This window comes from Roseibium sp. AWQ4_290 (assembly GCF_056160985.1).
Genome location: NZ_JBSWYG010000023.1, coordinates 43,771 through 67,663, shown reverse-complemented (window position 1 = coordinate 67,663; position 23,893 = coordinate 43,771). Strand labels below are relative to the sequence as shown.

Here is a 23,893-nt window from a genome sequence, read left to right as displayed (position 1 = left end):
GAGTTGATATTTGAGCGTCCTCAGCGGCTACCCGCAACAGACCATCCGGCAGCCCGGCCTGAGCCGGGCGCAAAGGGCGGCGCGTCGGCACAGCATTCTGGTTCGTGTGCTGCGCTGGGTCTTTCCCGGCATCGGCTTTCTGATCCTTGCCGGAATGATCGGTCTGGTGGTGCTGTTCAATGTTTTGAGCAGTTTTGGTGCTGCCAACATGATGCTGACCAGCAAGGGCCTGGTGATGGATCACCCCGAGCTTTCCGGCCATGACGGTGACCGCTCTTACAAGGTCCATGCCCGCCGGGCCATTCAGAGACTGAGCGACCCGCGCATTATCGATCTGGAAACGATCCGGGCGGATATTGTCCTTGGCAAGGATGAGGAAGCCAATATTGTGGCCCTGAAGGGAACCTACAACAACGCCGCTGAGACCCTGCGCCTGTTCGATGGCATCCAGATCGAATGGAGCCAGGGCTACACTGTGGATCTCTCGGAAGTGGAAATCGACATGAAGGATGGCGGGATGAAGACATCCGAACCGGTCACCATCCGCTCTGATCAGGGAAGGGTGCATTCCGGCAAACTTTCCTATGACAAGGAAAAAGGGATCGTCCGGTTCTCTGATGGTGTGAAAATGACCATCAACCCGGCTGCGGCGCAAGGACAGTAGAAGATGAGATGTTTCAAACAAGCGGCCCTGGCCGCCGCTGCAATGGTTGTGGCGACGGCCGTTCAGGCCCAGACCTTTTCCGATTCCTTCGCCGGGTTCGGTTCCAATGATGGCGAGCCGATCGAGATCGAGGCGAGTGAGCTGCGGGTGGAAGACAACAAGAACACGGCGACCTTTGTCGGCGATGTGGTGGTCACCCAGGGCGAGACCAAGCTGAAGACCGAACGGCTGAAAGTGTTTTACGCAGGCTCCGGCGCGTCGACCAATGAAGAAGCGGTTCAGCAGCGCATCTCCCGCCTGGAGGCGGAAGGCGGGGTGCATGTGACCTCCAAGGACCAGACCGCGACCGGTGATCAGGCCAATTTCGACATGACGCGGGAAGTCATGGTCATGACCGGCCGCGAAGTTGTCCTGAGCCAGGGGCCGAATGTGGTTGTCGGCAAGAAACTCACGGTCAACCTGAAGACCGGCGAAGCCAATCTGACGGCGGGCAACGCGGCCACTTCGCCGTCTTCAAATGGCGGACGGGTCAAGGTCCGGATCATGCCCAACAGCGTCAACCAGGACCAGAACTAGAGCCCGCAGGACAAAGGCTCGATCAAGCTAAAAGCGATCAATGTTGAGGCCCGGCAGCGGCCGGTTGAGCATTGGTTGATCCAGGCCCGGCAAGAGGCTGACTCGACAGACCTTGTGTCAAACCTTATGTGGGGTTTGTGCGGGGCAGCAATGGACAGTGCTTACGTGAAAAGATCGTCTCCGGATTTCAATGGATTGCATGTGGATATGGCCGGGTCTGCCCGCACTGAAGAGGACTTGTCGCAGGCCCTTGTGGTCGATGGGATCGGCAAGACCTACGGGCGGCGGCAGGTGGTCAAATATGTCAGCCTGACGGTCAAGCCGGGCGAGGCGGTCGGCCTTCTGGGACCGAACGGGGCCGGCAAGACCACGACCTTTTACATGATCACGGGCCTGATCCGGCCCGATCAAGGCCAGATCCTGCTGGAAGGCTTCAACATCACCCGCATGCCCATGTACCGGCGCGCGCGCCTGGGCATTGGCTATCTGCCGCAGGAAGCCTCGATCTTCCGGGGGCTGACCGTTGAGGAAAACATCCGCGCCGTTCTGGAAGTGATCGAGCCCAACAGGCGCAAGCGGCGCGAGGAACTCGATTCCCTTTTGGCGGAATTCGGCCTCACCCATTTGCGCAAATCGCCGAGTATCGCCTTGTCGGGCGGGGAACGCCGCCGGGTGGAAATTGCCCGAGCGCTGGCCAGCCGGCCCTCCTTCATGCTGCTGGACGAGCCCTTTGCGGGCATTGATCCAATTGCGGTCGGCGATATTCAGCAGCTTGTGCGCCATCTGACCCAGCGCGGTATTGGCGTGCTGATCACGGACCACAATGTGCGCGAAACGCTGGGTCTCATCGACCGGGCCTATATCATTGCGGCCGGTGAAGTTCTGACCGAAGGATTGCCCCAGGATATCGTCACCAATCCGGATGTGCGACGGCTTTACCTTGGGGAGCAATTTACGCTTTGATGATCAGTGTCCGGCTAGGCTATAGTGCGCGCCTGCAATGATAGGCAAAAAGCAGACCACTAGAAGCTGACAATCGCCCGGGAACTCGATGGCCATTTCAACAAAGTTGGAGATGCGGCAAAGCCAGTCGCTGGTGATGACGCCGCAGCTGATGCAGGCGATCAAGCTGCTGCAGATGTCCAACCTTGATCTGGTCTCCTATGTCGAGGCCGAGCTGGAGCGCAATCCCCTTCTGGAAAAGAGCGAAACTGATACAGGCGGCGCAGACGCGCCGGAGCCGGACAGGCCGTCCCCGCAGGACGGGGACGCGGACCGGCACGACGCAGCTGCGGGCCAGGCGGATGACCCGAATACGGGCGACTGGATGCAGAGCGATCTGGAAACCGGCTCGGAAGCGATCGCCGCGCGCATGGACACCGATCTCGGCAATGTGTTTCCCGATGAGCCGGGCGTGCCTGCCTCCCCGGATCCGGCTCTTTTGAAGTCTGGGGACAGCTACAAGAACGCGACCAGCGGCCAGGCGTCGGAAGACTACAATCTGGAAGCGTTTGTGGCCGAGGAAGCCTCTCTGGTCCAGTTCCTGGAAGAACAGATGCATCTGGCGCTGACGGATGAGGCCGACCGGCTGATCGGCGGCCATCTGATCAATTCGCTTGATGAAAACGGCTATCTCTATTTCGATCTGGAAGAGACGGCAGAGCAGTTCGGGGTGGAGGCACAACGGATTGAAACAGTGCTCTCGGTGCTGCAATCCTTTGAACCGGCCGGAGTGTTTGCGCGCAATCTGGCCGAATGCCTGAAGCTGCAATTGCTGGACCGGAACCGGTTTGATCCGGCGATGGAAGCGCTGATCGGCAATATCGAGTTGCTGGCCAAGCGGGACCTTGCCGCGTTGCGGAAAGTCTGCGGTGTGGATGACGAGGATCTGGTTGAAATGATCGGCGAGATCCGTGCGCTTGATCCCAAGCCGGGAAGTGTCTTTGGCTCCGCCCTGGTGCAGCCTGTGGTCCCGGATGTGTTTGTGCGCCCGGCCAGTGACGGCACCTGGGCGGTGGAACTGAATTCGGACACCTTGCCGAAAGTGCTGGTCAACCAGACCTATTTTGCCAAGGTCATCAAGACGGCGCGCAACGAGACTGAAAAAGAATATCTGACGGAGTCTCTTCAGACCGCCAACTGGCTGGCCAAGAGCCTGGATCAGCGCGCCAAGACCATCTTGAAAGTGTCGACGGAAATCGTGCGCCAGCAGGACGGCTTTCTGACCTATGGCATCGAGCATTTGCGGCCGCTCAATCTGCGCACGGTCGCCGAAGCCATCAGCATGCACGAATCCACTGTGAGCCGGGTGACGTCCAATAAATACATGGCCACGCCGCGCGGCATTTTCGAGCTGAAATATTTCTTCTCGTCCGCCATTGCCGGCACGGCGGATGGTGATGCGCATTCGGCGGAATCCGTGCGCCACAGGATCCGCCAGATGATTGATGCGGAAGATCCCAAGGCCATTCTCTCCGATGATACGATCGTGAAGATTCTCAAAGGTGATGGTGTCGATATCGCGCGCCGGACCGTTGCCAAATATCGCGAGGCGATGAAGATCGGATCATCCGTGCAGCGCCGCCGGGAGAAAAATGCAAGGCTCTAGCAACCCTCTTTTTCCCCAGTCGGCAGGCCCGCAGCATCTTTTGCAAAGACGGAAAACGCCTTTCAAATTGCCTGAACGGTAGTTTGCCGGGTCTCGAATTTCAAGATATCCACCGATACAATTCCTTGAGTGAAAACGGTTTTTTTCTCAGCCGTGCACACCTATCTACAAAGAATTGACACTTTGCGTTAGCGCAATTATAGCACCGCCCTCATGACGTAATCAGGGGATGGCGCTCTAGCGCTGACTGGTCCATTCTGTGGACTTGAGACGTTTCGCGTCTCAACACCGGCACAATCCGGTGGCATATCGGCCTATAGAAAAAGAAGAGGTCCCCATGGCTTTGCGGATTTCGGGTAAACATGTTGATGTCGGCGATGCACTGCGCGTTCACGTCACAGACCGAATTGAAGATGCCCTGTCGAAATATTTCACGGGTGGATTCACTGGCCACGTTACGCTCAGCAGGGAAGGTACAGGCTTTAAGTCGGAATGCAGCCTGCATCTGGACACGGGAATCGTGTTACAGGTATCTGCGCAAGATCCAGACCCGCGCAACAGTTTTGATGCTGCTGCGGACAAGATCGAAAAAAGGCTTCGCCGCTACAAGCGCAAGCTGAAAGACCATCACGGCCACAATGGCCACGGTCGCGACGCGTTTGAGGCTGCGTCCTACGTTCTCGCCTCTCCGGAGGAAGACGAGGAAGTGCCGGCGGATTTCAATCCGCTTGTCATTGCGGAAACCTCGGCCAAGGTGAAGACCATGACGGTCGGCATGGCCGTTATGGAACTGGATCTGACCGAAGCCCCGGTCGTATTGTTTAAAAATGCGGCAAATGGCGGTGTAAATGTTGTTTACCGCAGGCCGGACGGGAATATAGGCTGGATCGATCCGGCCTTGGTGGCCACTCAGGCTGCGGAATAATACTTTGAAGCGCTAGAAGCCGGCACCCTGCCGGGGCCGGCTTCTGAAACTTGTAGGCAAACGAATGGATCTTGGCGATCTTCTTGGAAAAGATGCGGTCATTGCCGACCTGAAAGCGAAAAGCAAAAAGCAGGCAATTCAGGAACTGTCCGCGCGGGCGGCAGAGCTGACCGGTCTTTCGGAACGCGAAATTTTCGAAACGCTTCTGCAGCGCGAGCGTCTGGGCTCCACCGGTGTCGGTCATGGCATTGCTATCCCCCATGGAAAGCTGACGCGTCTGGACCGCCTTGTGGGCCTGTTTGCCAAACTGGACAAACCGGTCGATTTTGATGCACTCGACGATGAGCCGGTCGATCTGGTGTTCCTGCTGCTGGCACCGGAAGGTGCCGGTGCCGATCATCTCAAGGCTTTGGCGCGGATTGCCCGCCAGTTGCGGGATGCGGCCGTCACCCAAGGGGTGCGGGCGTCCTCCGATCCGCAGGAAATTTACGGCTATCTGACCCAGTCCTTGACCTCTTCCAACGCAGCTTAGTACCAACCTTACCAATCAAGCAGCTATCGGATCGGTTTTTCAGGTTCTCCGGCTCGGAGAGGCGCGCAGACCGGCCTTGGTTGGCCTGGCAAGCGGCGTGACACAGCCCGGCGGGCCTGGACAAACCAACGAAGGCTGCGGCATGAAAGCGTTCCGCCGTGTCGCGCGTCCTGGACGATGCCCCGCATCGCCCTGTAACACGCTTTTTTCTGAGCGCTCTCATGTCACGGTCGAATAGGGTCTTATTTGTTGAGGCGGGAATAAGGCGCGCCGCGTCTTGGTTGCTTTCAAGCTGTTCAGCCTTGCAGGATGGGCTGTTAGAGTAAAGTGTGTTTGACGGGTTTTGTCTTTCGTTGCCTGACATCACGGGGTTCAACGCAAAAGACAAAGCCTTTTGAAACTCGATGAACGCGGCACGCTCCCGTTCTCTGCAGCTCAAACCCGATCATAAAAAGACCGGCTTCGCGCCGGTTCTTTGAGGACCCCAGAGGGGCTGTGCGCAAACAGGAAGGGCGGCTCGGCGGCCGCCCTGTCACACATTCAAGCCTCAGCTGGCTTGGCGCCGGTCCGCACCAGGGCGGGCTCGGCTGTGGCCGGAGCCGGGTTCTTGGCAAGCGCGGGCAGGTGCAGGCTGGCCAGTTCGGGGGGCGGGGCGGTTTCTTCCGGAATGCGCCAAAGTGTTGAGCGGATGCCCAGTTTGCCGAGGGTTTTGGTGGAGGTCGCAACGGCCAGAAGGATGGCGCAAAGCGGCCCGACAGCAATCGGAATAACCGGCCAGACCAGCTCAAGCGGCTGATGGATCAGCCAGGCGAGGCCCAGAAGGCCAAAGAGGGTCTGCGGCCACAGCTTTCCGGTGGCCAGGGCGAGCGGCAGGCGGGCGACGCCGCGGGCCTGAGCGCCCCAGCCGATGGTTTTGCCGGCAACAAGCCCGCCCATAAACAGCGTGTGCGCGACGGCCATGATCGGGGCCAGCATGGAGGCATACAGGATTTCGCCTGCGGTGCTGACCAGAATGCGCACGGGGCCGCCAAAGGCCTGGCGCAGATCCTTGCGCGCCAGAACGTCGGCAACGGTCGCCAGTTTGGGGGCAAACACCATGCTCAAAATGGTTATGAACAGGGTTATCCCCGTATCCGCCCGGTAGGGTGCATAATTTGTGGTCATTCCCAGAACGGCCGAAGCAACCATGAAACCGATCCAGGCGGGAGAGCCCAGGAACATTAGCATGGCCAGGAACAACTGGGCCCGGCTGACCAGTTTCAACCCCTTCAGACCCAGCAGGCGGCGGTATTGCAGATTGCCCTGGCACCAGCGTAGATCCCGGCGGATGAACTCCAGAAGATGGGGTGGGTTTGTCTCGTAGCTGCCGGTTTCCAGAGGCAGCACGCGCACCTCATAACCGGCCCGGCGCATCAGGACGGCCTCGACCTGATCATGGGAGAGGATCGTACCGGCCAGCGGGCCTTTGCCCGGAAGAACCGGCAAGCGGCAATGCTCCTTGAACGGCTGCAGCCGCAACAGCGCATTGTGGCCCCAATAGGGACCGCAATCGCCCTGCCACCAGGCGCTGCCGATGGTGTAGGAGCGCATGCCGAGGCGCATGCCGAACTGGAAGACACGGGCAAAGGCACTGTCCGTCGGCAGGCCGACGACGAGGCTTTGCAAGATGCCGACCGCGGGGTTCGCTTCCATCCGGCGGACCAGACCGATGACCGCCTCGGCCGACAGGAAGCTGTCCGCATCCAGCACAAGAGCGAAATCGTGCTGGCTGGCCCAACGATCGCAGAAGTCTTCAATGTTGCCGGCCTTGAAACCGGTGTTCAGGCTGCGGCGCCGGTAGACGACTTGCATTTGACCGTCAAAGCGTTCTTGCAGGCGGGCGGTCATTTCCTGCTCCTGCAGGGCGATGTCGTCCTGGGACGTGTCGCTCAGCACATAAAGCTTGAAATGGGCGCCGTGCCCGGTCTGGAGGAGATCACTCACCATGGCGCTGAGATGTGTCTCCAGTGCGGCTATATCTTCATCCCGGACACAGGACAAAAGCGCGGTTGAACTCGTTAAGGGACCCTCAAGATCCCCGGGGCGGAGTGGCGAGACAGCTTCAATCGGGTCGCGGGCGAGCCGCATCACCAGCAGACCGATGACCGCATTCCAGAACCCGATAATGGTCCAGGGTAGGGTGATCATGAAACACAGCAGGATGAACAAATCGAGCGGAGACAGGCCTCCGGGGGACAGTGTTGCGGCCATCAAAGCTGTTAACGCAACGAAACTGACCAAAAGAAGAGTTGCAAAAATGCATCTGCGAACTGTCATGTGGGGCGGTTTTGCAAGTGAAATGACTGGGCCAAAAGCTCGGAACATATTTTTGACTTTCAAAAAGGGCACTCATGACGATAGTTCACATGCCAAAGTGGCCTATTGTTGACAATGTAAAATTTCAAGATCCGGAACGTTGCGTGAATGACGGAGAGTTTTGATTTGACTGGGAAAACGGGCGCGGCCCAGGCCCTTTGGTATCGAGAGCGCGAGGTTTGCGGGCTTGATCCGGTGTCGCTGGAAAGACCAAAATGTGGCGAGGTGCTGGTGCGTACGCGCTTTAGTTGCATCAGCCGGGGCACCGAAAGTCTGATTTTTCGCGGTGCTGTCCCCGAAAGCGAGTGGCAGCGCATGCGCGCGCCGTTCCAGGCTGGCGAGTTTCCTTTCCCGGTTAAATATGGCTACGCCAATGTAGGCACCGTCGTGGAAGGAGAGCCCGACCTGGTCGGCCAGACCGTCTTTTCGCTCTTTCCCCATCAAAGCCTTTTTTCGCTCCCGTCTCACGCCTGCGTGCCGGTTCCAGCCGGTCTTCCGCCCGAACGTGCTGTTCTTGCTGCCAATATGGAGACAGCGCTCAATTCTATATGGGACGGAAAACCATCACCTGGGGATCACATCTGCGTGGTTGGCGGCGGAGTTGTCGGGCTGTTAACGGCCTATCTGGCGGCCCGCATGCCCGCGACACAGGTCACGCTGGTGGATGTGAACCCGGCCCGCGCGTCAACGGCAAAGGCGTTGGGGCTTGCCTTTGCGCTGCCTCAGGAGGCCCCGTGCAACCAGGATCTGGTGTTCCATGCCAGCGCGTGCGCCGAGGGCCTGTCAACGGCGCTCTCCTGCGCCGGGGATGGCGCGTCCGTGATTGAAATGAGCTGGTACGGCACCCAGAATGTGGCGGTGCCGCTTGGGGCTGACTTTCATTCACGGCGTTTGAAACTGGTGTCCAGCCAGGTTGGAACCATTCCCTTTGAGCGCCAGCCCCGCTGGACCTTCAAACGCCGGCTGACAACCGCCTTGGGCCTGTTGCAGGACCCGGCGCTTGATCATCTGATCACACACCGCCTGCCGTTCCAGGCTCTGCCCGAACGCCTTCCCGAAGTTTTGACCAGGGATGCGGATGTCCTGGCAGCGCTTGTTGTTTATGACGATCCCTCTTGCCCGGCCGCCTGACGGCCGGTTCCTTCCCGACCCTTTCAGGATTAGACCATGTTTGCAGTAGAAGTTCGCGACCACGTCATGATTGCCCACTCCTTCAAGGGGGAGCTTTTTGGCCCTGCTCAGGCGTTGCATGGCGCAACCTTTGTGGTGGATGCCGCCTTTTTGTCCGAAAGCCTTGATGAGAATGGCGTTGTGATTGATATCGGCCGGGCCCACGAGGTTTTGAAGGAAGTTCTGCAGCCCCTGAACTACAAGAACCTGGATGAGGTTCCCGCCTTTGCCGGGGTCAACACGACAACCGAGTTCCTCACCAAGCACATTCATGATCATCTGGCGGGGGCTGCCCGTGACGGGCGCCTCGGGCGGTCGGGCTCGGAACTGTCGGCCATCCGGATTTCCATTTCGGAGTCCCATGTGGCCCGCGCCTGGTATGAAGCCCGGATCTGATCCTTTGAAGACACTTTATTTTGCCTATCCCGGTGACCTGGACACGCCAACCGGGGGCTATGGCTATGACCGCCGGATCATTGCCGGCTTGGAAGAGCTTGGCTGGGACGTTCATCCGCTGTCGCTTGGCGGCGGCTTTCCCTTCCCGGCCGAGGCCGATCTCGTCCGGGCTCAGGCGGTGCTGGATCTGGTTCCGGACGGGGCGCTTCTGACCATTGACGGGCTCGCCTTCGGTGTCTTCGACATGATTGCAGAAGCGCTGGCCCAGCGGCTGACCCTCGTGGCGCTTGTTCACCATCCCCTTTGCCAGGAGACCGGTCTGACGCTGCAACGGGCTGAGAGTCTGAGGGTGCGCGAGAATTGTGCGCTTGGTTTTGCCCATCATATCATCGTGACCAGCCCGGCCACGGCAGATCAGGTCAAGGACCTCTTTGAGGTTCCGGACGGCAAGATTGCGGTTGTTCTGCCCGGAACCGATAAGCCGGCCCCTTTTCCACACAGTCCGGGCCCGGCAGTCCAGCTGCTCAGCGTCGGAACGCTGGTGCCGCGAAAGGGCTATGACTTGCTCTTGTCCGCGCTTGCAGAGCTTAAGGACCAGGACTGGCATCTGGACATTGTCGGCGGCAAGGAGGCTGATCCGGACTGTGCGGCACGGCTTCAAGCTGAAACTGACAAGCTGGGTCTCGGTGACCGGGTGACTTTCCACGGTGCTGTACCCTCCGCCAGCCTGCCGGACTTTTACCGCAAGGCGGATCTCTTCGTTCTTGCCAGCCGCTATGAGGGCTATGGCATGGCCTACACGGAAGCGATTGCCCATGGACTGCCGGTTATCGGCAGTGGCGCTGGCGCGGTCGAAGAAACCTTGCCACCAGATGCTGCGCTTTATTGCGGAACGGAGGACACGGACCGGTTGCGCCAGGCTCTGGCGCTGCTGATCGGCAACAAAGACCAACGTACGAATATGGCAGAGGCAGCCTGGAAAGCCGCAGCAGCTCTGCCAGATTGGAAGGCGGCTGCCGGGCGCTTTGCCGCGGCCCTTGAGGAGGCCCATCAATGAGTGGATTTTCGAGCCAGTGGCTGGCCTTGCGCGAGCCCGTGGACCTTGCGGCCCGCAACCGGGACGTGGAGGCGGCTTTTCTGGCCCAGTGTCCGGAAGATGGCGTGAAGCTGCTGGATCTGGCCAGCGGCGCAGGTTCAACCCGGGCGGCCCTGCGGGACCGGCTGCCGGAGGCGACGGCCTGGCGGATGACCGACTATGATCCGGCCCTGATTGGCGCGGCGTCCGCCCGCCTGAGCGATAAGGACCAGGACCAGGTGTCTTTCCAGCAGATTGATCTGGCCGCAGACCTTGAGAGCCTTCCCTTTGCCGGGGTTGACGGGGTGACCACGTCTGCCTTTCTGGATCTTGTTTCGGAACCCTTCCTCGCCCGGTTGGCCACATGTGTGGCCAAGGCGCGCAAACCGTTCCTGGCCAGTCTCACCTATGACGGACGGGCGAGCTTCGCACCGGACGCCGGTTTGGACGGGGCAATGCGGGAGGCGATGAACCGGGACCAGCGCAGCGACAAGGGTTTTGGTCCGGCTCTTGGGCCGGAGGCGGCAGCCACAGCCATCGGCCTGTTTGAGGCGCAAGGCTACCGGGTGGTCCAAGGACGCTCGGACTGGCAGGCGGGTGCGCAGGACAGCGCCTTTCTTCTGGAATTTCTGGAAGGCTGGGCCGGTGTGGGCCGCAAGAGCGGCCTGGACGGCGAGGCTGTCGGGGCCTGGTGGAAGCAGCGTCAAAGGGAGATCCGCACCGGCGCGCTTGAAGTCACGGTGGGCCATGTGGATTTCGCCGCGCTGCCCGTTTGACCGCCGCCGCTGATGTTAAGCGTTTGCTAAGTATAATTTCACCAATTCGGCCGAAGCGGCAGTATTTCTGCGGGAAATGTTCTTTTTCTGCTCTCGTTCCGGGTGTTCTAAAGCGCATGATAAGAAACGTTTGCTAAGGCTCTGACAGTGAGACACAAGATCAGCCAATGTGCAACGGGACACGGTTTGGCATTGAAAGGCTGGTCGCTTCAAAGATGCTTTTGTGAAGACAGTGGAATGGATCAGCGTTTAAAGAGCACCGATAGGCCCATCTATGTGGACTTGGATGGGACCCTGCTGCGGACCGATTTGCTCTGGGAGAGCCTGTTTCAGGCGCTGCGCCGGAAGCCGGAGGTGATCCTTGCGCTGTTCGGCTGGCTGTTGAACGGGATTGCCTATACCAAGGCACGGCTTGCCGAAGCGGCGGACATTGATGTCACCTCCTTGCCATATCGCAGCGAGGTCGTGGACCGGCTGAAAGATGAAAAAGCCCTTGGGCGGCGGCTCGTTCTGGCGACCGGGTCGACGGACAGCCTGGCACAGGCGGTTGCCGGGCATTTAGGGTTGTTTGACGCTGTTCTGGCCTCGGACGAGGCCACAAATCTGACGTCGGAGCGGAAGCTGGCGCGCATCCAGGCGGAGGCGGACGCCAACGGGTTCGACTATTACGGCAATTCCCACCATGATATCTGCCTGTTCGGTGCGGCTGTGGAGGCGACAGTGGTGGCTCCGGACCGGGCCGCCAGCCAATGGCAGGCCCAGTCCGGCGCGGAGCGGATCGAGGCAGCGGACAGCCAGGTCAAGGCTGCGCTGCATGCCATGCGTCCGCACCAGTGGATCAAGAACACTCTTGTGTTCGTGCCCTCCATTCTGGACCACGAGATCTTCCATGGGGCCGTTCTCCTCAGCGCGTTTCTGGCATTCCTAGCCTTTTCGCTGGCGGCGTCGGCAATCTATATTCTCAACGACCTGATGGATCTGGAAGCGGACCGCAAACACAGCAGCAAATACAAACGGCCCTTTGCGAGCGGGCGCCTCAGCGTTCCGGCGGGTTTGCTACTGGCGCTGGGCCTTGTCGCGACCGCCTTCGCGCTGGCCGCGTTTCTGCCGATTGAATTTGCCGGGGTGCTGATGCTCTACCTGTTCATCACCACCGCCTATTCCATGGCAGTCAAGCGCATGTTGCTGCTCGACGTCTTTGTTCTGGCCGGCCTTTATACGATCCGGGTTCTGGCTGGCGGGGTGGCCGCCAGTATCGAATATTCCTTCTGGCTTCTGGCCTTTTCCGTCTTCTTCTTCCTGTCCCTGGCGCTGGTGAAGCGCTTCACGGAGCTGCAGCAGGTCGGGGAAACGGCGTCTCGGGCGGTAACCGGACGGGGTTACCGGCATGTGGATCTTGAAGCGATCTCCCAGGCGGGCATGACCTCCGGCTTTGCAGCCGTTCTGGTTCTGGCGCTTTATATCCAGAGCCCGGCCATCGAGCAGGCCTATTCCTTTCCGGAGCTGATCTGGCTTTTGTGCCCGCTCATTCTCTACATCATCATGCGCATCTGGATTCTGGCCCGGCGAAATGAAATGCATGAAGACCCGATTGTCTTCATCTTGCGGGACTGGCGCAGCCAGCTCATGATCGGCTGCGGCGCGCTTCTGTTTCTCATTGCAGCTATCTGGTGACCTCCGTGGCGAAGGCTGTGCAAAGCTGGGGCGGCTTGTCCGTTGAAAATCCGGAGATCCTGCTGCCGGAGGACTATCTTGCAACTGCGATTTCCCCGGGTGGGGCCTTGCCATATGGCAATGGCCGCAGCTATGGCGATAGTTGCCTGAATGCGCAGGGCAAGGCGCTCACCAGTCAGGCGTCCGGCCGGATACTCTTCTTTGACAAGATCACCGGCCAGCTGGAGGCTGAAGCGGGCACGCTGCTTGCCGACATCCTTGCCGCTGCGGCGCCATTCGGATGGTTTCCGCCAGTCCTGCCCGGTACCCAGTTCGTGACCGTCGGTGGCGCGATTGCCAATGACATTCACGGCAAGAACCATCACCGCAAGGGCACATTCGGCTGCCATGTCCTGGAGATCCATCTGGACCGGTCCGACCGGGGGCAGCTGGTGCTCACCCCGGAGGATCAGACGGGACTGTTTGCCGCCACAATCGGCGGTCTGGGCCTGACCGGCCTGATCCGCAAGGCTAAACTGCAGTTGATGCATGTGGGGGCGTCGGCAATCCGTCAGAAAACCACCCGCTTCACATCACTGGAGGCCTATTTTGAGCTGGCGCCAAAGGCCGACGAGACGCATGAATATGCGGTGGCCTGGATCGACTCCCTCGCCAAGGGCAGACAGTTCGGCCGGGGCCATCTGATTGCAGGCGATCACCTGCTCTCCGGCGGCCACCTGGACACAAGGGCGGCCCGGCGGCTCAGCGTACCGTTTACCCTGCCGGTTTCCCCCTTGCAGGGGCCGTTCCTGAAACTCTTCAACGAAGCATTTTTCTGCGGCGCACCGGAAGGCGTATCGGTCCGGGATGTGGCTTCCGAAACATTCTTCTTTCCCCTGGACCGCATCGGACGGTGGAACCGCCTCTATGGGCCGCGTGGACTGCATCAGCACCAAAGCGTGATCCCGGAGGCACAGGGGTTTGAGACTGTTGCAGCGCTTCTGGAGTGCACCCGCCAGCACCGGCACGGGTCATTTCTGACCGTGCTGAAACGGTTCGGCGCTGTTGACAGCCCAGGCTTCATGAGTTTTCCGCGTCCGGGCTATACGCTGACGCTCGACTTTCCAGACAAGGGGCTGGAAACCCTCAAACTGCTGACGAAGCTGGACGAGATTACGCTGGAGGCGGGCGGGGCAGTCAATCCTTACAAGGATCGCCGCATGTCGGCTGACACGTTCAAGGCGTCTTTTCCCCAGTGGCAGCGCCTTGAAACCTTGCGTGATCCGGCGCTGTTATCCGATTTCTGGCGCAGAACGGCCCTCGTAAAGTGAATGTTTATGAATGACGGAGACGTGACGTAATACTTTGTTATTCATAGAAAATCTGTTGTTCAAATTTGCATCGCAATTAAGATAATCTAATGGAAATTCAGGGAAAGTGCCGACGTTGAATTCAGCGTGTGCGGAGAAGCCCTTCATGAGCTCCTATCTTCCCTTCATATTATTTACCGTTCTGACCAATGCCGCTGCGCAAATCATGCTGAAAATGGGCATGACCCGGATCGGCGACCTCAGCACGCTGCACAGCAACCTGATCATCAAATTGCTACAGGTCGTGTTCACCCCCTTTGTCTTTCTGGGGCTGTGCACCTTCGTCATCTCGATGGCTTCGCACCTCTATGTCCTGTCGAAGGTGGAGCTGTCTTACGCCTATCCGTTCCTGTCGCTCGCTTATGTGGTGGTGGCGGTCTATGCCTATTTCATCTTCCGGGAAGATTTGAACACCATGCGGGTTTTCGGCATCGCGCTGATCTGTGCCGGCACGGTCTGCATTGCCCAGGGCGGGTCAAACGGTGCGCAGGCCGGAACCCAGACAAAGATGCAAACGGTTGACCTTGAGGAGAGCTCAAAGTGAAACACATTCTTTTCGGCGGCGACGGGTTTGTCGGCCGTCAACTGGCGAAACGGCTCTCCGAAGAGGGCGAAGAGGTCATTGTCGCCGACATCGCGGACACCAACCGCCAAGTCTATCCCAAAGCCACGTTCCTGGAATGCGACGTTACCAATCCGGATTCGGTTGCTGCCATTCCCATGTCGGCGGGAGATATGGTCTACAATCTCTCGGCCAAGATGCTGTCGCCGATCCAGGTACGTGCCAAGCGGCATGCATTCTTCTATCCGGTCAACTACGACGGCACGAAACACATCATCGAGGCGATGGACCGGGCCGGAGCCAGCAAGCTGGTGCATTACACGACCGACATGGTCTACGGACATACGGTCACATATCCGATGACCGAGGACCATCCGGTCGCTCCGCTCGGTGAATACGGCCAGTCCAAACTGGATACGGAAATTCTGGCGGGTGAGTGGCGCACACGCGGCATGAACATCACTCTGTTCCGGCCCCGCCTGATTATCGGTCCGGGCCGTCTGGGCATCCTGACCAAGCTGTTCAAACTGATCGACATGAATCTGCCGGTTCCCATGATCGGCTCCGGCAAGAACCCTTATCAGTTCATTTCGGTCTATGACTGTGCCGATGCGGCTTACAAGGCCTGGATGGCGGATGTGCCGAATGAGGCCTATAATCTCGGCTCGATCAATCCGCCGCCAGTCCGCAAGCTGCTTGGCGATTTGGTAAAACATGCTCAGTCGAAATCGCTTCTGGTGCCCACCTGGGGCTTTGCGGTCAAACGGACGCTGGATCTGCTGGATGCTGTCAATCTGCCGTTGATGGACCCGGAGCAGTATCTGATTGCCGACGAAATGTGTGTTCTGGATGTCTCCAAGGGGGAACGGGATCTCGGCTGGGTGCCCGCCTACCGGGATGAGGATATGCTGATCGCCGCCTATGACGAATACCGGGCCCAGAAAGCCGCCGGCAACGGCGTCAACCATGGCAACGCTCAACCGGCAGAATAGGATTACCCATGACGCAGACCCAAGCCGCTCCTGTCGACGATCTTGTCGGTGAAGATCTTATGCCACAAACGTCTTCCAAACCGGATCTAATGAGTGTGGAAGACGCCAAGGCCATGGACACCAAGACCATGGCTGATCTCTTCAAGGCCCATATCAATCCGGGTCAATTTCATTTCATGAAGCTGCTCGGCTTTCACAAGGTCAAGATCGAGCGTGCCGACGGCATGTATTATGTTGACCAGAATGGCCGCCGGATCCTGGACTTTTTCGGCGGCTTCGGCTCGCTGGCCCATGGGCACAATCACCCGCGCGTGCTGGCTGCGCGCAAGGCATTTCAGGAGGAAGACCGGCACGAAATCGCCATAGCCTTCCTGTCGCAATATGCCTCTGCCCTGGCGAAGAACCTTGCGGCATGTTCGCCGGGCGACCTCGACATGGTGTTTCTGGGGTCGTCCGGATCAGAGGCCATGGAAGCGGCCGTCAAGCTTGCCGAGCGCGCCTCCGGGCGGACCAACTGCAAGATCGTGCACGCCGAAAATGCCTTTCACGGCAAGACCAAGGGTGTTCTCTCGATCACCGATTCCGATCTTTATCAAGGGTCCTTCAAGCTGGTGGACAACCGTGTAAAGGTGCCTTTTGGCGATCTGGAGGCCCTGACCCGGGCCATTGAATCCGATCCCGATATCGGCGTGGTTGTTCTGGAAACGGTCCAGGGTGGTGGCGGCATCATCTCCGCGCCGGACAGCTATTGGAAAGGGGTGCGGGCCCTGTGCGACAAGCACGATGTGCTTTGGGTTGCCGACGAGGTTCAGTGCGGCTATGGCCGCACCGGCAAGTTCTACGCCTTTGAACATTACAGCGTTGTTCCCGATATCACGGCGCTGGCCAAATCCCTGGGCGCCGGCAAGGCGGCTGTGGGCGCCATGATCGCGAAAAGCAGCGTCTACATGAAAGCCTATGGCACGCCGAAAACCGCCATGATCCATGCTCAGGCCACCTTTGGCGGCATGGGAGAGGCGAGCATAACCGCGATCGAAGGCCTCAATGTTCTTTACGACGAGGACTTGATCGACAATGCCGCGCAGGTGGGAGACTATCTGATCACCCGCCTGAAAGCGCTTCAGAACAAGTATCCGAAGATCATCAAGGATGTGCGCGGAAAGGGCTTGATGGTTGGTCTGGAATTCCAGGACTTCTCGCGCACCATGCCTATGGTGCTCAGGCCCATGGTGGCCCTTCTGGATGACAAGCTGAAGGGCTCGCTCTCCGGCTTTATCGGTGCGCAGCTCCTGAGGGACTACTATATTCTGGTCGCCTTCACGGAATATAACCGCAATGTCATCCGCCTGGAGCCGCCGTTGATTTGCACACGGCAGAACGTGGACACATTCTGCAACGCCCTTGATGACCTTCTGTCCAAAGGCATCGTCAGCATCGTGCAGGGCTTCATTAAGTCCCAGGCCTCCTGAAGGCCCTCCGGCCCGTTTGCAAAAGAGGACGCCCGCTTGAAACGAGCGGGCGTCCTCTTTTGTGCTCTAGCGGGCGGATTTACGCTATGTATTATTGTGACGCTGCAGACCGTTCTTCGGTGTCCGGATAGGAAAAATCCGGTTTCCAGATATGCATCACCACCATCAGAAGCGGGAGCATATAGGGCAGATAGATCCGGTCGTCCGGCAGGGGAAAGGTCACGAATTTACCGCCGATACACAGGGTGAGGGCGATCACGGCCATCCATTGCCCCTGACTGACATGGCGGCCGGAGCGCAGCAGCAGGGCAAAACCGCACAGGATCACCGCAAGGATCATCAGCCAGTCATAGGCCTGGACGGTCCGGGCCAGATTGATGGCAAGCGCTTTCAGATAGAGCACCGCATCGAAGGCCGGGTCAAAGCCGCGCAGGTCGTCCTGATATTCGATGTTGGAAAAATAGAAATGCGGCCACCAGCCCGGGTGGTCCACGGAGCCAACCACCGGAAAATACAGCGCCACACAGGCACCGAAAAACGCCAGATAGAGAAGGCGGAACCGGTTGACTGCAAGGGCTGCCAAAAGCAGGGCGAAGAACAGCAGGATACCATCCGGGCGCACAAGAAACATCAGATAGAGAAACGGCGCGGCCAGCAGCGGTTTTTCCCGGCTGACAAAATAGATGGCGGGCAGGCTGAACACCGTCATCATCAGGTCGGGCGTTGCCTCGCGGGCGGAAAACACATAGCCGGTGAGCACCGAGACGGGGGCGATGAGGAACAGCCCCTGAACAAAACCGTGCCGCAGGCTCCAGGCAAAAATGAGAGCCCCGACAAGTGCCGCTGACAGGCTTGAAATCAGCGTTGTTGCCTCAACCCGGCCCACCAGGGCTCCCAGCTGTTCAATGGCCGCGATATAGGCGACCTTGACCTGATAGAGTGGGAACAGGGACACAAAATGCTCCGGATTCTCATATTGACCGACACGGTAGGGAATGCTGGCGGTGACCTTGTAGAATTGGAGATCTGACGCCGCTTCCTTGACCTCGCCATAGGCGGCGGCATGGATGTCCTCGGCGGTCTCCAGACCCAGGCTGTTCTCCGCCGCAATGCCGACATAGGCGAGGATGTCCCAGTTATAGACCGGATTGAAATAGGCCAGCGCCAGGGTGCCGAGAACGACCCCGCCATAAAGTCCGGCTGCAAGGGCGCCCATGGTTTTGCGGGTCAACAATCTGCCGATGGCCCTTAGAAAAGATCCGAACCGGTCGCCGAATACATCAGTCAAGGTCATGGCCGTGCCGTCTTTCTGGTCTGTGATCAGCTGGCGCGGTCCGGACTGGAACTCAGCTTTCCGTCCCTGGGGCCCCTGGCCGATCCGTCTTTCAAATGTTGGTCGGGAGCTTAGAAACAGCCTGTTGATTATTGATTAACCAAACATGAGCGTGTTTGGCCTTTTCACGCATACCGATTTCACATGATAGAACCTGATATGATGGCCCCTCTCAACGGAGATTGGCATCAGGTCGCTCGGTTCCGGCCAAAGCGGGACTTGAAGGCCTCAACAAGCGGGGCAAGCTCCGCAACGGGCACTGTACGCAGCAAGACAAGCGCCGTCAGATAGACCGGGGCTGCGGCCAGGATGGCCAGCGGCAAGTTCCACGGGCTTGAGACTGTGTTCAGAACAATGACAGCTGCTGCAGCGCAAAGGGCCGCAGCGATGAGGCTTTTCAAAAGGGTTTTGAGCGGCAGGAAAAGCTTGAAACAGCGGTGGCAATAGACCGCCAGGATTACCAGTTGCAGCACATTCGCACCGCCGCGCACCCAGGCAGCCCCCATCTGGCCGGACGCGGGTATAACGGCCAGAAGCGCAGCAATCGTGACTGCGCACCAGGCAAAGGTCATGCGCAACTCGTCGCGGCTCCTGTTCTTGGCCAGAATGGCTCGGGAAATGACTGCCGACAGGGCCATGGGAATGGAAAAGATCAGAAGCACGCTGGCAGGCCAGACGGCGGGCAGGAAATCGGCCCCGAAAACAAGCGGAATAAGCTCCGGTGCAATCGCGGCGCCGCCGATGGTGATCGGGGCGATGACGATCGTCAGCCAGCGGACCGTTCCGTCAAACGCCTTTCGGAAGGCTTCATCATCGGCCTGATCATGCAGCACGCCAAAGCGTGGGATCACAAAGGCAACGATGAAGAGGGAGAGCTGCACCACCATGCCGGACATGGTCAGGCCGATCGCGTAGTAACCGACCTGGGTCAGGGTGAAGAAAAAGCCGATGATGGCAAGTTCGATGCGGACGCCGAACAGGGCGAGGATGCTGCCGGAGATCCAGTTATTGCGGGCATAGCGCCGGATCTCCTGGGTCAGGGGGACAGACGGAGCTGCTCCGGTCTCAGTGCCGGACCCGGCCGGGCCAAGATACCGCTTCAGATCCAGCGCCTGGGGCAAATGCCGGACAGCATGTCCCAAAATGGCTCCGGCCGGGCCGAGCGCCAGCGCGCCGGCAAGGACCACAACAGGCTGCAACAGACAGCCGGTCAGGGTCATGCGGGCTGCGCGGTCGAACTGGCCAAGCCCCTGGGCAGCGCCAATGACCAGCGTGGAATAGGCATAGCTGAGGAAAAGCACACTCGTCACGGCCCAGACAAAGGCCCCCGGCGCATTGTCCTGACGGGCAAGGACCAGGGCATATCCGATTATGGCAAGGGTCATCAGGGAAGACGCGGCGAGAAAACGGAAAAAGAGCTGGCGGAAGAGCGGGCTCCGGCCCTGGCCGCCCGCGGTGTCCCTGGCAATGAAACGCAGAGCTGCCTGGGGCATACCCAGGTCTGATACAAGCGTTGCAACGGTCATGAACCAAAGGGCATAGGCCACTGTCCCCGTGCCTTCGACCCCAAGCGTGCGCGCCACGATGATGCTGCTTGCAAATCCGGCGAGCATTGACAGCATACCTGCAGAGGTATTCACAATGGACATGCGCAGCATGGAGGCCATCGGGTTCCCTGTCGCCCTTTCTGGTGTCTTGCAGCTTGTGGTCTGATCCGGCCGCCTCGGCTGGCGCGGGACTGTATGACTTAAGGGAATACGGCGCAAAGGCTTAATATCTCTTGAGCATCCAGTCACCTGACTCTGAAGTTCGTCACATTTCCCGGCAAGCTCTGAACGAACTTTGGATCCAAGAAAGTGACCAGCAAATTTATGTTCCTAGTGTGGTTTTCGAATTTGAAAGACGCTCCGGCGGTTCCTGCCAAAATGAGGCGTATTTCAAATTCACCACGCGGGCAAGAGATCACAACGCCTTGCAGCGGGTCGCCACATCCGTCCAGTCCAGTACCTCGTCTCCGGGTGCGGCAAAGGGTGTTTCCAGGGCTTTTTGAACCGCCGCTTCAATCGATGCCCGGTCTCCGGGCCGGTAGCCATGGCGGTTGGCCTTGCCCCCGGCCGCAAAATCCGGACAGATTGCAGGAAGGTTCAAATACCCGTATTGCATCAGCTTCATGCTGGAATCGCTCAGATACTCCGCATGGTTCTGGTCATGATAGGGCGCAGCCCCCGCATCGGCATATTTCAAGAACGGCAAAGTGTCCTTGAACGGCATGCGCCCATATTCGGTGACATTGGCCGGGACGCGCTCAAGCGCCGGGGTACCGATCAGGTGAAATTGAACCTTGGGAAAGGCTGCGGCGGCGGTCTGAAAAAAACCGGCATCAAACAGCATGGAGCCGACGGTCACAATGTTCGTGTCGGCCCGGTAGGGGGTCGGGCCGATCTCGCTGAAGTCGGATTTGGCAATTCCGTGGGGAATGAAATGGACCGGCCGTCCAAAGTTGTCAAAATGCGGTGCCATGGCGCGGGCGCACACCACGATCGCATCTATGGCCTTCCGGTCCCGGAACAGCTGCCCGGCGATAAACGGATGGGCACCGACGGTCTCAAGCAGATCGGACACCAGATAAATGATCTTTGCCTTGGGAGCAGCTTTGCGCAAGCGCCCGATCAGGGCGGCTGTGAGGCCGGATTCCACAAGGATCAGGTCCGCTTCTGCTGCGGCGGTGTCCAGTTCAGCGCAAGGGGAGGTGATCCACCAGCGGAACAGGCCATTGGTGAGGGGGCGAAGCGCACCCAGGCCTTTGCCGAAAGGATGGAGCGCAGAGCGCCAGAGGAAACACGCAACCCCCGCGTGCTCCTCCCATCGGTTTGCAGCTCTGAACAGGTGCTTGCGGTGGTCCGAGGCCAGCAGGGAGAGTGGGCTGAACCCGGCAGAGACAAAGCTGACCCTGTCTCCGAGGGCCACATAGGCATCGGCCAGAAAATGCAGATTGGCGCGCCAGCCGGTCCGGTAGTCATGGCGTGAGACCAGAAGAATGGAGTTGGGCATTCAGGTGTTCCTCACCGCAAACTGAAAACACGGGCTTTGCGTTGCCATCATTTGCCTGCCTTCGGCCCGCATTGGACGGATGCGGTGCTGAAATACGGTTTCAGGACCTCCAGCTGGGGCGTGTTGGTGTCTCCGTCGGGTTGCAGGGACAAGGCATAATCGCCCCACCATTCCCCGGCGGCCCAGGCGGTCCAGCCGATCCAGACATCCCGGTTCTCTTGCAGAACCCCCGCCACCTCCTTCAGGGCCTCCAGACAATCCGGCGACGCGCTGCCGCCAAATTCCCCCAGAAACCCGGTGAAACCGTGCTGACGCATCCAGCCGGTCACCTCCTGAAGCGCCTGAACCGCGTCTTTGGCGCGCGGGCATGTGGCCTGGGTGCCGGAAAAATTGGCGTCCATATATTGGTGAAACTCGAAAGCAAACCTGTTGTGGCTGTCTGCGAAGCGCTTGAAATTGTCCGCATTGGAGCCGCCCTCTTCGGGGTCGAACCAGTGTGAGGCCCCACTCCAATGGGTGCCCGGCACCAGAACCAGCTGACCCGCCCCGCTTTCCCGAAGGGCTTGCAGGCCCGCCTGAGCCGCGTTGAACCAGTCTTGTGCGCTGACCTCGACCGGCTCGTTCATAAGGCCGAAAACAACCTGGTCATTGCCCGCGAAAACAGGAGCGAGACGGCGCCAGACGTCCACAAAAGCCTCTTTCGTCAGAGCACCCGTTCCCAGCCTGTCGCCGCGATAGGCTGCATAATTGTGAAGATCGAGAATGACGCTCAGGCCCCGGCTGTTGGCGGCCGCAACAGTGATCTGCAGCCGGGCCAGTTCATCCGGGTCAAAGGCCCCAAACAGCTGCGGCTGCAGCCGCTCCCAGAGAAACGGCAAGCGGATGGCTGTCATGCCCTGGCGGGCGGCCCAGTCAAGGGTGGCCTCGGAGGGGTAGATATAGCCTTTGCCATGGGGGGACCCGGGGTCGCCGAACTCCGCCCCGGCCAGATTGACACCGCGCAGGCAGGAGGCTGCATTGGCCGTCAGGGGCAGGGCGGCCAGACAAAAGGCCAAAAGCCGGATCGGAATCTGCGTCAGCATGGTCGGTGTGGCTCGGAAATCTCAATAAAGGTCTTGTTGAGGGGCGGATGATAGCTTGCTTTCCGACCGTATTACCCGATTAGTCTTGCCGAAACATTTTCGTAAAGGGTCCCTGATGGACACAGTCAGCCTGCCTGCCCAAGCTGAAGGCGGCACCGATCTGCTCAATGACAAGAGCATTGTGCATGTGGTGCGCCAATATGCACCGAGCGTTGGCGGGCTTGAGGATGTGGTCAGAAATCTTGCAACCAGGCAAAAGGAGAGCTTCGCGCAGGTGTCCATCGTGACGCTCGACCGGTTGTTTACGGACCCTGGCAAACGGCTGGCGCACCGGGAGCAGATAGACGGGCTTGAGATTACCCGCATTCCCTACCGGGGCAGCGCACGCTATCCGTTGGCGCCCTCGGTTTTAAGCCGGATTGGCGGCGCGGATCTGGTCCATGTGCATGCGGTCGATTTCTTCTTCGACTTTCTGGCGTTGACAAAGCCTGTTCACCGCAAGCCGCTGGTGGCCACCACCCATGGGGGCTTTTTTCACACCCGGACCTTCGCGCGGCTCAAGGCCGTTTGGTTCAATTCCCTGACCCGTGCCACCAGCCGCGGCTATGCAGCGCTTGCGTGTTGCAGTTCAAGTGATCTTGATCTTTTCAATAAGGTCGCACCACAGAGAACCCGCCTGATCGAAAACGGTGTGGCGCTGGAAAAATTCCGGAACGCCAGTGCCCCCAGTCCGCAAAAGCGGTTGCTGACCCTGGGCCGGTTTTCCGCCAACAAACGGCTGGACCGGCTGATGGGCCTGATGGAGATCCTGGCAGGGGAGGACCCGCAGTGGCATCTCGATATTGCGGGCATGGAATCCGATCTGAGCCGGCAGGCGCTTCAAGACCAGATCACGGCCCGGGGTCTGTCCGGGCATGTCCATCTTCATGTGGGGCTGCCAAACGCTCAGATCCGGGATCTGATGGGTCAGGCTTCGCTGTTTGTCAGTGCATCGGAGTATGAGGGGTTCGGCTTGGTTCTGATCGAGGCCATGAGTGCGGGTCTTGTGCCGGTGGTGCAGGCCAACGAAGCTTTTGTGGGCCTTGGGGACAAGCACCCCCAGATCAGCACGCTTGATTTTGCAAATGCCCGCCAGGCGGCGGAGGCGGTCACGGCCGCTTACAGGGACCTCGCCGAAAGGCCTGGAGTGCGCCGTGCGGTCATGGAGGCTGTGGCGGGCTATGGCTGGGACGCCAAGGCGGCGCTCTATGAGGCGCTCTATCGGGACGTTCTGGCGCGATAGCTGTCTGTCCCTGGGATCGTCC

21 protein-coding genes are annotated in these 23,893 nt (G+C 59.3%); 16 read left to right on the top strand and 5 right to left on the bottom strand.

The annotated features are described in order from the left end of the window. The first annotated feature begins 10 nt into the window (after positions 1–10). From lptC to ptsN, 6 genes are all read left to right on the top strand, one after another. A complete protein-coding gene (gene lptC / locus ACXAH0_RS21000) occupies positions 11–664 on the top strand; it encodes an LPS export ABC transporter periplasmic protein LptC (RefSeq protein ID WP_475176517.1) in 654 nt (217 codons plus the stop codon). Positions 665–667: 3 nt separating this feature from the next. Beyond that, positions 668–1,240: an LptA/OstA family protein gene (locus ACXAH0_RS20995; RefSeq protein WP_475194841.1), complete on the top strand. Its 573-nt coding sequence runs from the start codon at positions 668–670 to the stop codon at positions 1,238–1,240. A 207-nt stretch (positions 1,241–1,447) separates the two neighbouring features. Beyond that, positions 1,448–2,203, top strand: a complete 756-nt coding sequence (lptB, locus tag ACXAH0_RS20990) for an LPS export ABC transporter ATP-binding protein (protein WP_475177096.1) — start codon at positions 1,448–1,450, stop codon at positions 2,201–2,203. A gap of 88 nt (positions 2,204–2,291) precedes the next feature. Next, positions 2,292–3,848 carry an RNA polymerase factor sigma-54 gene (gene rpoN / locus ACXAH0_RS20985; protein WP_475176523.1) on the top strand — a complete coding sequence of 519 codons (1,557 nt, stop codon included), beginning with the start codon at positions 2,292–2,294 and terminating at the stop codon, positions 3,846–3,848. A 337-nt stretch (positions 3,849–4,185) separates the two neighbouring features. Next, complete coding sequence (gene hpf, locus ACXAH0_RS20980) at positions 4,186–4,773, top strand: ribosome hibernation-promoting factor, HPF/YfiA family (protein ID WP_475176528.1); 588 nt, start codon at positions 4,186–4,188, stop codon at positions 4,771–4,773. 64 nt (positions 4,774–4,837) lie between these two features. Then, positions 4,838–5,305 (top strand): PTS IIA-like nitrogen regulatory protein PtsN, encoded by a 468-nt coding sequence (gene ptsN, locus ACXAH0_RS20975; RefSeq protein ID WP_475176532.1) that lies wholly within the window; start codon positions 4,838–4,840, stop codon positions 5,303–5,305. 540 nt (positions 5,306–5,845) lie between these two features. On the opposite strand, the gene mdoH is transcribed toward ptsN, so the two are convergent. Then, positions 5,846–7,621, bottom strand: a complete 1,776-nt coding sequence (mdoH, locus tag ACXAH0_RS20970; RefSeq protein ID WP_475194840.1) for a glucans biosynthesis glucosyltransferase MdoH — start codon at positions 7,619–7,621, stop codon at positions 5,846–5,848. A gap of 165 nt (positions 7,622–7,786) precedes the next feature. Between mdoH and ACXAH0_RS20965 the strand changes: the two genes are divergently transcribed. From ACXAH0_RS20965 to ACXAH0_RS20925, 9 genes are all read left to right on the top strand, one after another. Then, a complete protein-coding gene (locus ACXAH0_RS20965; RefSeq protein ID WP_475194839.1) occupies positions 7,787–8,791 on the top strand; it encodes a zinc-dependent alcohol dehydrogenase in 1,005 nt (334 codons plus the stop codon). Between the two features lie 36 nt (positions 8,792–8,827). Continuing rightward, the gene (locus ACXAH0_RS20960) at positions 8,828–9,226 is read left to right on the top strand and encodes a 6-pyruvoyl trahydropterin synthase family protein (RefSeq protein WP_475176543.1); all 399 of its coding nucleotides are present in this window, start codon (positions 8,828–8,830) and stop codon (positions 9,224–9,226) included. 4 nt (positions 9,227–9,230) lie between these two features. Further along, complete coding sequence (locus tag ACXAH0_RS20955) at positions 9,231–10,283, top strand: glycosyltransferase family 4 protein (RefSeq protein ID WP_475194837.1); 1,053 nt, start codon at positions 9,231–9,233, stop codon at positions 10,281–10,283. Then, positions 10,280–11,077, top strand: a complete 798-nt coding sequence (locus ACXAH0_RS20950) for a class I SAM-dependent methyltransferase (protein WP_475194835.1) — start codon at positions 10,280–10,282, stop codon at positions 11,075–11,077. Before ACXAH0_RS20955 ends, ACXAH0_RS20950 begins: the two co-directional genes overlap by 4 nt. 237 nt (positions 11,078–11,314) lie before the next feature. Further along, a complete protein-coding gene (locus ACXAH0_RS20945) occupies positions 11,315–12,751 on the top strand; it encodes a UbiA family prenyltransferase (protein WP_475194833.1) in 1,437 nt (478 codons plus the stop codon). Positions 12,752–12,756: 5 nt separating this feature from the next. Further along, positions 12,757–14,061, top strand: coding sequence for an FAD-binding protein (locus ACXAH0_RS20940; protein ID WP_475194830.1), 1,305 nt, complete (start codon positions 12,757–12,759; stop codon positions 14,059–14,061). 145 nt (positions 14,062–14,206) lie between these two features. Beyond that, positions 14,207–14,644: an EamA family transporter gene (locus ACXAH0_RS20935; RefSeq protein ID WP_475176566.1), complete on the top strand. Its 438-nt coding sequence runs from the start codon at positions 14,207–14,209 to the stop codon at positions 14,642–14,644. After that, positions 14,641–15,654 carry an NAD-dependent epimerase/dehydratase family protein gene (locus tag ACXAH0_RS20930; protein WP_475176570.1) on the top strand — a complete coding sequence of 338 codons (1,014 nt, stop codon included), beginning with the start codon at positions 14,641–14,643 and terminating at the stop codon, positions 15,652–15,654. The genes ACXAH0_RS20935 and ACXAH0_RS20930 overlap by 4 nt, the downstream gene beginning before the upstream one ends. Positions 15,655–15,713: 59 nt before the next feature. After that, on the top strand, positions 15,714–17,123 hold the full coding sequence (locus ACXAH0_RS20925) for an aspartate aminotransferase family protein (RefSeq protein ID WP_475194867.1): 1,410 nt from the start codon (positions 15,714–15,716) through the stop codon (positions 17,121–17,123). 91 nt (positions 17,124–17,214) lie between these two features. On the opposite strand, the gene ACXAH0_RS20920 is transcribed toward ACXAH0_RS20925, so the two are convergent. From ACXAH0_RS20920 to ACXAH0_RS20905, 4 genes are all read right to left on the bottom strand, one after another. Beyond that, complete coding sequence (locus tag ACXAH0_RS20920) at positions 17,215–18,417, bottom strand: hypothetical protein (protein WP_475194829.1); 1,203 nt, start codon at positions 18,415–18,417, stop codon at positions 17,215–17,217. Between the two features lie 227 nt (positions 18,418–18,644). Beyond that, complete coding sequence (locus ACXAH0_RS20915; protein WP_475194828.1) at positions 18,645–20,123, bottom strand: lipopolysaccharide biosynthesis protein; 1,479 nt, start codon at positions 20,121–20,123, stop codon at positions 18,645–18,647. A 295-nt stretch (positions 20,124–20,418) separates the two neighbouring features. Next, positions 20,419–21,507 carry a GumK N-terminal domain-containing glycosyltransferase gene (locus ACXAH0_RS20910; RefSeq protein ID WP_475194826.1) on the bottom strand — a complete coding sequence of 363 codons (1,089 nt, stop codon included), beginning with the start codon at positions 21,505–21,507 and terminating at the stop codon, positions 20,419–20,421. A 47-nt stretch (positions 21,508–21,554) separates the two neighbouring features. Next, positions 21,555–22,589 (bottom strand): glycoside hydrolase family 5 protein, encoded by a 1,035-nt coding sequence (locus ACXAH0_RS20905; protein ID WP_475176589.1) that lies wholly within the window; start codon positions 22,587–22,589, stop codon positions 21,555–21,557. Between the two features lie 115 nt (positions 22,590–22,704). Between ACXAH0_RS20905 and ACXAH0_RS20900 the strand changes: the two genes are divergently transcribed. Further along, complete coding sequence (locus ACXAH0_RS20900) at positions 22,705–23,871, top strand: glycosyltransferase family 4 protein (RefSeq protein WP_475194823.1); 1,167 nt, start codon at positions 22,705–22,707, stop codon at positions 23,869–23,871. Positions 23,872–23,893 lie beyond the last annotated feature (22 nt).

Excerpts from the sequence above, each read along its gene's own strand:
- ACXAH0_RS20910 (WP_475194826.1), bottom strand. The coding sequence starts at position 21,507 with ATGCCCAACTCCATTCTTCTGGTCTCACGCCATGACTACCGGACCGGC.
- ACXAH0_RS20925 (WP_475194867.1), top strand. The coding sequence starts at position 15,714 with ATGCCACAAACGTCTTCCAAACCGGATCTAATGAGTGTGGAAGACGCC.
- ACXAH0_RS20995 (WP_475194841.1), top strand. The coding sequence starts at position 668 with ATGAGATGTTTCAAACAAGCGGCCCTGGCCGCCGCTGCAATGGTTGTG.
- ACXAH0_RS20915 (WP_475194828.1), bottom strand. The coding sequence starts at position 20,123 with ATGGCCTCCATGCTGCGCATGTCCATTGTGAATACCTCTGCAGGTATG.
- ACXAH0_RS20945 (WP_475194833.1), top strand. The coding sequence starts at position 11,315 with ATGGATCAGCGTTTAAAGAGCACCGATAGGCCCATCTATGTGGACTTG.
- ACXAH0_RS20905 (WP_475176589.1), bottom strand. The coding sequence starts at position 22,589 with ATGCTGACGCAGATTCCGATCCGGCTTTTGGCCTTTTGTCTGGCCGCC.
- ACXAH0_RS20935 (WP_475176566.1), top strand. The coding sequence starts at position 14,207 with ATGAGCTCCTATCTTCCCTTCATATTATTTACCGTTCTGACCAATGCC.
- ptsN (WP_475176532.1), top strand. The coding sequence starts at position 4,838 with ATGGATCTTGGCGATCTTCTTGGAAAAGATGCGGTCATTGCCGACCTG.
- ACXAH0_RS20950 (WP_475194835.1), top strand. The coding sequence starts at position 10,280 with ATGAGTGGATTTTCGAGCCAGTGGCTGGCCTTGCGCGAGCCCGTGGAC.
- lptB (WP_475177096.1), top strand. The coding sequence starts at position 1,448 with ATGGCCGGGTCTGCCCGCACTGAAGAGGACTTGTCGCAGGCCCTTGTG.
- ACXAH0_RS20920 (WP_475194829.1), bottom strand. The coding sequence starts at position 18,417 with ATGACCTTGACTGATGTATTCGGCGACCGGTTCGGATCTTTTCTAAGG.
- mdoH (WP_475194840.1), bottom strand. The coding sequence starts at position 7,621 with ATGACAGTTCGCAGATGCATTTTTGCAACTCTTCTTTTGGTCAGTTTC.
- ACXAH0_RS20900 (WP_475194823.1), top strand. The coding sequence starts at position 22,705 with ATGGACACAGTCAGCCTGCCTGCCCAAGCTGAAGGCGGCACCGATCTG.
- rpoN (WP_475176523.1), top strand. The coding sequence starts at position 2,292 with ATGGCCATTTCAACAAAGTTGGAGATGCGGCAAAGCCAGTCGCTGGTG.
- hpf (WP_475176528.1), top strand. The coding sequence starts at position 4,186 with ATGGCTTTGCGGATTTCGGGTAAACATGTTGATGTCGGCGATGCACTG.
- ACXAH0_RS20960 (WP_475176543.1), top strand. The coding sequence starts at position 8,828 with ATGTTTGCAGTAGAAGTTCGCGACCACGTCATGATTGCCCACTCCTTC.